The following is a 9,322-nucleotide window of genomic DNA, read 5'->3' on the forward strand; positions in this document are numbered from 1 at the left end:
GAGAAAGGACGGAAAAGCGTTTCATACACACCCCTGTTCTTCAGTTCCAGCAAGGCCGCACAAGCGCGGCGAGGGTGCGTATAGACTAGCTTTTCGGGAGTTTTCCACAATGCACATCTAGTGTAGATATGCATAAATTTTACAGGTATAGATTTTTCTGATAGCTGGACAAACCAGACAGTTTACCCCGATTGACAACAGTTAACTTGGTTTAACTTCGTCAATTCTATTCTTACGATTTGGGAAAAGTTAAGATTTACGGCACTCCATGAATGCGTTATTTCGTTCTCAGTTTCATTTTTGTCAGTGGGAACATCAGGAACATATCTGAAGCATTAAGTTTTTTTCTGTTTCGATCCCGTACTAGTGGAACGGGAACAATTGGTATCTGCAACAGCTGGGTCTTCCTGCGAACTATCCTTTTCGAAACGTCGAGGAGGACCTAACTGCACGAGAGTCATCGTTGACTTCCCGGAGGGTATCACGCCTCCTTCGATGAACATGTGTGGTAAATAAGCACTTGCCGCCACAACGCCTTTTCTTGTAACGGTGTTTGATAACTTCTCCCATTTAGAAGAACGCATCACGTAATAACGAAATTCAAACAACAAAATCTCCACCTACCGGTGAGAGGTCATTGTCACTAAAGGCATTCTCAATAACCAATGAATAAGGTGATGATATGAATGATTTCGATCAACAACCATTTGGCGATGCCGAATTTGTTAATAACCCGGAACAACGCTGCCCAGTAGTTCTTCTACTGGACACATCCTATTCCATGAGCGGCGCCCCCATCTCGGAACTAAACGAGGGGCTGACGACCTTACGGCAAGAGTTACTGAACGACCCGATGGCCTCCAAGCGCGTAGAATTGGCGCTGGTTACTTTCGGACCAGTGGAGATCAAGTCCGACTTTGCAACAATAGATTGTTTCTGTCCCGAAGCTCTAGTTGCGAACAATGCAACCCCGATGGGCGAGGCGATTGTGACCGGGTTAAACATGCTGCGCCAACGTAAGGACCGATACCGCGAAAACGGTGTGAGATACTACCGTCCGTGGGTATTTCTGATTACCGATGGTGCCCCTACCGACAATTGGGATGAGGCCAGGCTGCGAGTTCACCAAGGCGAAGAACGTAAAGAATTCATGTTCTATGCCGTGGGAGTAGAACAGGCGGACATGGATGTGCTAGGGCAGATAGCCACCCGCCAGCCGTTAAAACTTAAGGGACTGGCCTTTAAAGAACTTTTCAAGTGGTTGTCCAGTTCCTTAAGCGCAGTTTCGCAGTCCAATCCTGGTGATGCCGTTCCGCTCAAAAACCCGACCGCCCCAGATGGCTGGGCTGTGGTAGAGTAAGCCGTGGCCTGGCGGTGGGCGTCCGCGTCCGTAATTGGCACATCTCACATTCAAAATGGAACCAGGCTACAAGATGCCTGTTTTGTTTCGACTGTGGGTAATGGTTGTCTTTTCGCTATCGTTTCGGATGGTGCTGGAAGTGCCCAATTTGGTGCATACGGGGCTTGGCTTACCTGCCGGTTCCTCTCTGTTCGATTTCGGGAACGGATGCGAGAGGACTCAGATTTGCCGACTGACGAAGAATTGGTGAATTGGATTGAGGAGCTTCGCAACCGAATTTCTGGAATAGCAACGCGGCGAGAAAGTACCCCTCGGCAATTCGCTGCGACTTTAGCCGCAATCACCGTCACACCGAATGAAGTGCTCACGTTGCATGTTGGCGATAGCGCTATTGTAGGAAGAAATAATGGGAAATGGGAGGTACTTTGTTGGCCCGAGAACGGCGAGTATGCATCCAGCACCTACTTTGTCACCGATTATCCAGAACCACGCTTGAACATAAACCGCTACCAGTATGAACACGATGCCTTCGCGCTGTTTTCTGATGGGGTTGGTGATCTAGCGTTGTCTCAGCTAGAGCAATCTGCGCACGCCCCGTTCTTCGACCCGATGTTCCGCCCGGTTGATTCTGCATTGGGTGAAGGTCGCCTTGTTGATCTTTCGGCCAAGCTGGCAGCATATCTTTCCGGTCCATCAGTATGCGAACGCACCGACGATGACAAAACGCTAATCCTCATTTCCGAGATATAATCGTGCAGGAAATCGTTATCGGAAAAGATCGGGTTTCGGTTGCCGAACAGGTCGGCAAGGGCGGCGAAGGTTCAGTCTACGCCATCAAGGGGCGCTCTGGACAAGTCGCCAAAATTTACAACACCGGCTTGCGTACCAAGAGGGAAGAGAAGGTGCGGGCGATGGTGGGTCAAGGCCTAGCCTCCAAGACCGACCTTATTGCTTATCCCCGTGAAGTGGTGACAGACCTTCGCGGCAACTTCCTGGGTTTTGTCATGCGCTTTGTGTCGGGCTATCGTCCGCTACATGAACTTTACAGCCCGAAATCTCGGCAGCAGTATTTTCCGAAGGCGGACTATCGATTCATAGTCCGCGCCGCGCTGAATGTCGCACGCGCAGTTGGAAAAGTACATCAGACAGGGTGTGTCATCGGAGATCTGAACCATTCTGGGGTACTTGTGGCGCAAGATGCGACAGTTGCCCTAATTGACGCTGACAGCTTCCAATTCAGCCTGAACGGCAAGTCCTATCCCTGTTTTGTTGGTGTTCCTGAATTCACTCCACCAGAATTACACGGAAAAAACCTCGCGTCTATCCAACGAACCATAGAGCACGACAACTTTGGCCTGGCGGTGGCCATCTTCCATCTTCTGTTCATGGGCCGTCACCCTTACGCCGGGCGTTACAACGGCCCAGACATTTCCATGGGCGATGCTATTGCCCAAAACCGATTTGCCTTTTCGCTGACCCGCCAAGCCGCGACGCAAACTACCCCGCCTCCAGGGGCTTTAACGCTCGATGTATTCCACGATGCTATCGTCCACGGATTTGAGAACGCATTTGGGCTTAATCCAAGAACACGCCCCAACGCGCGGGACTGGATACAAGCCTTGAGCAATCTAGAAGGTTTGCTGAGTCACTGTAGCAAGGTCAAGACACACTATTTCCCTAGCAATACAGGGGGCTGCGTTTGGTGCAAACTAGCAGCTAACAGTGGTGTTGACATGTTCCCGGATTTAAATTTTGTCACGCCCAACATCACAAACGATACACGTGGTACGGAACAGGCAATCAGAGAAATTTTGGCGTTTCGTTTTCCAACAGTAACAGACTTGCTTCCCGTCGCTGCTACGCCACGTGGAGCCAGTAAAGCTTTACAGGAAGCTAGGAGCGAAAAACAAGGGAGCGCCTTGTTCGGTTTGCTTTTGATAGGCGGTGCAGTCGCAGGTATCCTCACCTTTGCCCCAGCATGGCTTTTCTGGATTTTGCTGACAATCGGAGGATGGAGCCTCTTCTCTGAACGTAAAGTTGAATCCGGCCCGTTCCTGCGGGCCTTCAAAGACGCCGATGAACAGGTTCAACGAGAGCTTAATGCCTTTGTTCAGCGTAACGGCATGACCGAGGTTGTGAAGGTTCGTGGCGATTTGGACATCGCTATTGCGACCTATAAAGGTCATGATGATGCTCTTGCTCGCGAACTTATGGTGATGAAATCTAATCGGGAGTCACGTCAGCGACAAGCCTATCTCGACCGCTTTCCCATCCGCAGTGCGAACATTTCTGGCATCGGCCCTGCGAAAACCGCGACGTTAGTTTCCTTTGGAATCGAAACTGCTGCTGATGTGAACCTATCTGCCGTGCTACGGGTGCCAGGTTTCGGCAAGGTAATGTCTAATAGGCTTGTGGCATGGCGACGGAAGCTTGAGTCCCAGTTCCGATATAATCCAGCACCGAACTCTCAAGACGTTGCCGACGAAAAAATGCTGCGCGGACGTTTTGCGGCGGAAAAAGCAAAGTTAGAAGCAACGATCCGCAACGGGCTGGGAGCGCTGAGGAACGCCAAGGCCAGCCTTGATGCACTTCCTGTCAAAGCCAGCCACGACCAGACGCTTAAGAACGCTCTTGCAGTTCGCATGCAAGCCGAACAAGACTTGCGTGAGCTTGGCGTGCCGGTTCCCGCTTCAACCGTTACACTAGCGGTTACGTCCCCGAAACCCGCTCCGCAGGCCCCCGGCGCTCCCCGCCTCACCTCTCCCCCACACACACGCATAAGTACAACGTCTGGTATTCCAGTCTGTCCAAATTGCGGCTCTTCAATGCGGCGACGTTCCGGGCGCTACGGCAAGTTTTGGGGTTGCTCACGGTATCCAGCGTGCACGGGAACGCGAAATATTTAATGTGTGGGCAAGACGCTCGGTGAGCGGTGGAAGACAAGAGACACTTCTCGACGCCCCTCCCGTGTCGCAGAAAATATTTTGTCATAACATTACATGGAAAAGCCTACTGCAGTTTCGCCGTCGAATGGTAATCAAATACATACTACCTGCAAAAGGCTTCCATGCGCTGCGTGATGATCTGTGTTGCTTTGTCTGGCTTAGAGGTCAGTATGCCAGAAAACTCGACTTTTAACCTGTGTCACCTTAGGGGAAGCTTACGATGCTATCGAAGCTATAGACTACCATATAAAATCACAAAAAGGAGAGAGTATGGCTATTTGTAACAAAAACCATAGGTACAATCCGCAATTCGACGAACTAAGCCCTGCGCAGGGCGGTGACGGAAGGCACAAATGTGCAGGTTGTGCATATGACCAAGGGCGTGATGATGGTAAAGAAGGTCGCAATGCCAACTGCAACCCAGACTCCTTACCGGAAAGCCAAGCAGGGACAATCCGGCATAAAAATGTCAATGAAGCATACGCTCTTGGCTATCAACATGGGGTAGCTGAACGAGGCAACACAAAAAAAGCTTAGTGTATCAACCCTAACACCCAGTTACACCAACTGAGGACAGTAGACGCTCTTCTGCGGTATGTGGACTCGCTGTCTATATTATTCAGCCGTGACGACTTCATCACATCAACGACCTCCTCCTTGCTGGGGAGGTCTGCTTTTTTTAGATACAAAAGTAGTGTCTTAGCAAAAACTTCATGACAAACAATAGCCCTTACAAAGGCAAGCTGACGCTGCTTATGTTTCAAGCCAAACAGTTTTCGGCCTTGTTCTGTTAAAAAGTACGTCACACCGGCTGAGGTCTGCTCTTTATTGATAAAACCAAGATAGGCACCTGCAGAAGTGTAATACTGTGTTTGCCGTGGGGTGAAGTCATATGTTGTGGTGGTTTCATCCTTACTGAGGGACTGATTATCGTAAAGCAACTCACAAAGATTGATAATACGCTCAAATGAATCTGCTTGAGGAAAAGGGTATTCCTTGGGTTCATCTACATACTTCGTTTGATTTATTGCTGTCTGGATATCATCTAAAGATATGTCCTGCTCTTCTAAGCAATATTTCCTCTGCTTCACAAGGCGAATTGAATTGTATACAGCAGAATCATCAAATGCATATTCATACAAATGAAAAATACCATTTGTATATACTAAGAATACAGGACACACTTCTTTATATATCCTACCAGTCCAAAGAGCATACGGATAATAAAGCTGGCGAATAATAAAGTCGTTGGAAATTGAGTTCTTTGCTTCAATTAAAGCAAGCTTGCTTGCCCCTTCATACCCCGCATCGATTTCAACCTGAGAGTTACTCACATCAAGTTGATAACTAGAGAAATCATTTGCCGCTCGAACATTAAAAGAAAAATCGCCAGAACTCATGCGCCCGCTAATCGTAGGGAACATCATTTCTTCGCCAAGGAAGTCCTGAATAATCCCAGAACTATATGCACAATTAAGCGCAACAGCTTCACTAGAGATGTTTCCGGGTTGAATGCTTTCAATCACTTCAGGGAAGTTCACATATTCGACGGGAACAGAGTCACTATCTTCAAAAGGGTAATACGCTGCAAAACGGCCTAGAGCATATTGCCCTCGTGATACTGGTAAAATAGTGATGTCGTTCCGGCGAAAGATCTTGGGCAAGTTGTTTTCGTGGTCAAACTTCGCCATCAGGCGAGCCTCTCGGTACCTATTTATTTCCTCAGATCTTATGTAAAAGACACCATCGGTATCGATCCTCTCAAGAATTTTATGTTCTGCAAACAATTTTTCCCAAGCAACATCATTCTTCGTGCACATAGCTTACCTAGTTCTTTATCAACAGCTCCGCCACATCACCACGGCTATCAGCTCTTGAATTGATCGCCCGCTTTGCTTTCACAGGAATGACTTCGTAATCCCTGTATAATTCTTTAATGAATCGTGTGTCTGAGTTGGAAAGTAAAAATTTTGTTCCTTTTTTATTTAGCGCGTCACAAACGGCCTTTAAGCGCTCCTGCTCACTTCGGTCAAATCCACCCTTTGCGTAACCTGTAAAATTAGCACTACTTGAAACAGGATCGTAAGGAGGATCCAAGTACACGAAGTCCCCTCTTCCTGCAGATGCTAGAACTTCTTCAAAATCGGAGTTAAATATTTCAACATTGTTTTTTGAAAGATAGCTAGAAACAGCTTTGATATTTACTTCATTTACGATGTTTGGGTTTTTATACTTCCCAAAAGGCGCATTGAATTCGCCGGAATTATTCACTCTAAATAAACCATTAAAACAAGTTTTATTCAGAAAAATAATTCGAGAGGCGCGTTCTACGTCTGAAAGACGTGAGTAGACTTGCATGTCCCTATCTAGTGCACGGACTTCATAAAAATAGTCTTTCTCATTTCGATGTTTTTTTAAATCTTCAATTAACGCACAAGATCTGTCTCTAATTATTTTATATAAATTAATCAGTTCTCCATTAACGTCATTAATAACTGCCTTCTTGGGCTGTAAGTGGAAAAGAACAGCTCCGCCGCCAATAAATGGCTCAAAATAGCGATCAAATTTTTTGGGAATATATTTTTCTATGCTGGGTAATAGCTGCCGCTTTCCACCAACCCATTTAACGACAGGTGCTACCAACTTATTCTTTCTAATAGCCATACACTTCTCCCAATTCTCTAACTATCAACCGGCTTCGTCTCATGACCCAGTGGTAGCAATTCGCTGCTTGTATAGACTATCCTCAACAGGTGTCAAATCTTAGGCAACCAAGCGCCTCATAGGCAGAGCAACACCTGAGCGCCTACTCGCCTGGCTTGATGTCCACAACTTGTACTCCTCAGCAATACAGGCATAGTTTCATAGTACCGCGGGCAACAAAAAGCTGACAAATAACCACACATTTTATTGTTCTCCCCTTTGTGTCTTAACGCCTTCATTGAGGCCTCTTGTTAATATATGTTAACACGCGATAGAGTCAATTACTTAGAGGTTGGGAAAACTGGACCGAGAACTAAGGCTGACGTAAGAAGCTCTGCATCGCCTATCCCACCTTGCCCTGCTGCCCGCCAGCGCTCAGCCGCTCCAGCGCCTGAATAATCGCCGCATTATGCAGTTCTGTGGTGGTAAACCGAAACCCGCAGCGTTTACAGCGCCGTGTGCGGTCTATGCGGTCATGGGTGGCAACGGTGGTTATTACCGCTGTTTCCCCACCACATCCTAAACGCGGGCATTCCATGGCTAGTCCTCCCCCGCCGTCAGCCCCATTTCGCGGGCTATGCGCTCGTATTCTGTGCGGGGTATGCGGTACTGCCCGCCCACCTTGGCGGCTTGTATACGGCCTGCCTTGATTCCCCGGCGCACGGTTTCGGCGCTCTTCCAGCTCAGCCGCCGCCGTACTTCCTGCACGGTGTAAAAATCGCACTTGGCTTCACTCATGCCGCAAACCCCATTTTTAAAAGAACATCATACACTTCTGCGCGGGCAATCACGTCTTAAGACTTCCCGAAAGGCTTTCTCAAAGTCTTTCAACTCCATCCCCAGTTCAAAAGACAGACCGGGCATATTGCCCCGCAGCGCTCCCAACTGGGTTAATGTTGGGTGCGTCAGCAAAAAGAATGTAACCAGCTTTGCCTCGTTGCTAACGCTTCTGAATTTTTCATCGTTCCAGATGCACGGGGCAATTTTGCGATACCGTTTAAACTTACTCATGGTTGTGGCTCCGACTTGCTTACAATCATGCTTTTAGCTATGATCACATTGTACTTACTCGCGACTCCCAGAGTCGCAGTGGCTCAGCCCCTATTTGCTCTAGGGGCTTTTTTTATTGCCTTCACTCTGCCCGCTTACGCCGCCACCTCGCACACATACGGGCACGGCACCAGCGAACAGATGCTGTTACCGACAATCCTTTCCGGACACGCCGCACACAGCATCTCGCCGTCCGGCTCTATGTATCTCACCGGCAGTCCCAACTGTTTCGCCAGCGCAATTTCTGCCTGCACGCCCACGCTCTGCGACCAGCCCGGCAGACAAAGCACATGCATTTCATGCTGCTGTTCCAACGTGGCTCGACACAACGCACCCCAGAAACGCCAGTCCGTAGGCATCTCGTGCCGCCGTGCGGCCTCATGTGTCAGAGTAATAGGCGAATACACGCCAAGCCCTGCCCGCCACATTCTTGCAGCTACCTCCGTCACAGCCAGAAAACGTGCATGACGCACTGCCTCACTGGCGTGTGAATACGGCGTAGCCAGATACACCAGCCGTATGCCGCTGGTGGTTCTGACCTCAACAACTGCCTCCTTCATTCCTTCAAGTTCCTTTTCAAGTTCTTTCAGTCTAGAGTTAAAACACGCTTTTCCAACAACATCTGCTTCGAGTGCGCTTTGCAAAAGTTTTCGCAAAGTGGCGCACTCTGCGTGAAGATGTTGCAAGGTCGCACTAGCTGGTGCCCTGCTCATCCCTGCAACCCCTCTCTGTACTTGGTTATTGTCTGGCCTAGCTCCTGCACAGCTTCGGCGTGCAACGCCTCTACCGTGCGCGGATCCTCGCCGTGCATCATGGCTTTGTGCAGCGCTACCAGTGCGGGCAAGTCATCAAGGCATTCTTCTGCCAATGTGGGCTTATCCGGCTCTGCAACAGCATTGGGTATGCAATGCATCCCAAGCGGTTCCGCCATACTGTCCACCATTGCCCGTGCCAGTTCTTTGCCCTGCCCACCCTGATCAGAAACATCAGCAATCAACATTCGCATCCGCTCCAACGGAGTTCTTGCGCTGTCTTCTGTGTAACGAGGGTTGCGGCAGAACTGATAAATCCGACTGTGGCCGACTTTAAAAATCAGTTCCAAGCCGGTTATGCCGATTAGCTTCTTCGCCGTGTTCATCAATTCCCACGGCTCAAGCGCATGGAATTTCGTACTCATTTTACTCTCGCTCGTGGCGCACTGGTGGCGCATACTAACTACAGGTCAAAATCAGGCCGCTTTGTCGGAATCCGCCGCAAACAAGTC

At 49.0% G+C, this 9,322-nt stretch carries 11 protein-coding genes; 4 read left to right on the forward strand and 7 right to left on the reverse strand.

The features are described from left to right. Positions 1-682: 682 nt before the first annotated feature. From H586_RS0111705 to H586_RS20495, 4 genes are all read left to right on the forward strand, one after another. Entirely contained in the window at positions 683-1,360 is a 678-nt protein-coding gene (locus H586_RS0111705) for a vWA domain-containing protein (RefSeq protein WP_027182128.1), read from the forward strand. A gap of 3 nt (positions 1,361-1,363) precedes the next feature. Further along, positions 1,364-2,110 (forward strand): PP2C family serine/threonine-protein phosphatase, encoded by a 747-nt coding sequence (locus H586_RS0111710; RefSeq protein ID WP_027182129.1) that lies wholly within the window; start codon positions 1,364-1,366, stop codon positions 2,108-2,110. A gap of 2 nt (positions 2,111-2,112) precedes the next feature. Further along, on the forward strand, positions 2,113-4,266 hold the full coding sequence (locus H586_RS0111715; protein ID WP_027182130.1) for a helix-hairpin-helix domain-containing protein: 2,154 nt from the start codon (positions 2,113-2,115) through the stop codon (positions 4,264-4,266). Between the two features lie 309 nt (positions 4,267-4,575). Then, the gene (locus tag H586_RS20495; RefSeq protein ID WP_081701839.1) at positions 4,576-4,842 is read left to right on the forward strand and encodes a hypothetical protein; all 267 of its coding nucleotides are present in this window, start codon (positions 4,576-4,578) and stop codon (positions 4,840-4,842) included. On the opposite strand, the gene H586_RS0111725 is transcribed toward H586_RS20495, so the two are convergent. The 7 genes from H586_RS0111725 to H586_RS19115 all read right to left on the reverse strand — a co-directional run bounded on the left by H586_RS0111725 (position 4,839) and on the right by H586_RS19115 (position 9,235). After that, positions 4,839-6,125 (reverse strand): type II restriction enzyme, encoded by a 1,287-nt coding sequence (locus H586_RS0111725; protein ID WP_027182131.1) that lies wholly within the window; start codon positions 6,123-6,125, stop codon positions 4,839-4,841. The genes H586_RS20495 and H586_RS0111725 overlap by 4 nt on opposite strands. Positions 6,126-6,132: 7 nt before the next feature. After that, entirely contained in the window at positions 6,133-6,969 is an 837-nt protein-coding gene (locus H586_RS0111730) for a DNA adenine methylase (protein ID WP_211232566.1), read from the reverse strand. A 382-nt stretch (positions 6,970-7,351) separates the two neighbouring features. Then, entirely contained in the window at positions 7,352-7,546 is a 195-nt protein-coding gene (locus tag H586_RS0111735) for a hypothetical protein (protein ID WP_027182133.1), read from the reverse strand. Positions 7,547-7,548: 2 nt separating this feature from the next. Continuing rightward, complete coding sequence (locus tag H586_RS0111740) at positions 7,549-7,746, reverse strand: helix-turn-helix domain-containing protein (RefSeq protein WP_027182134.1); 198 nt, start codon at positions 7,744-7,746, stop codon at positions 7,549-7,551. Positions 7,747-7,773: 27 nt separating this feature from the next. Beyond that, positions 7,774-8,019 carry a hypothetical protein gene (locus H586_RS0111745; RefSeq protein ID WP_027182135.1) on the reverse strand — a complete coding sequence of 82 codons (246 nt, stop codon included), beginning with the start codon at positions 8,017-8,019 and terminating at the stop codon, positions 7,774-7,776. Positions 8,020-8,153: 134 nt separating this feature from the next. Then, positions 8,154-8,618: a DUF1937 family protein gene (locus H586_RS0111750; RefSeq protein WP_027182136.1), complete on the reverse strand. Its 465-nt coding sequence runs from the start codon at positions 8,616-8,618 to the stop codon at positions 8,154-8,156. A 149-nt stretch (positions 8,619-8,767) separates the two neighbouring features. Continuing rightward, positions 8,768-9,235: a hypothetical protein gene (locus tag H586_RS19115; protein ID WP_155891392.1), complete on the reverse strand. Its 468-nt coding sequence runs from the start codon at positions 9,233-9,235 to the stop codon at positions 8,768-8,770. Positions 9,236-9,322 lie beyond the last annotated feature (87 nt).

Source organism: Oleidesulfovibrio alaskensis DSM 16109, assembly GCF_000482745.1.
Classification (GTDB): domain Bacteria; phylum Desulfobacterota; class Desulfovibrionia; order Desulfovibrionales; family Desulfovibrionaceae; genus Oleidesulfovibrio; species Oleidesulfovibrio alaskensis.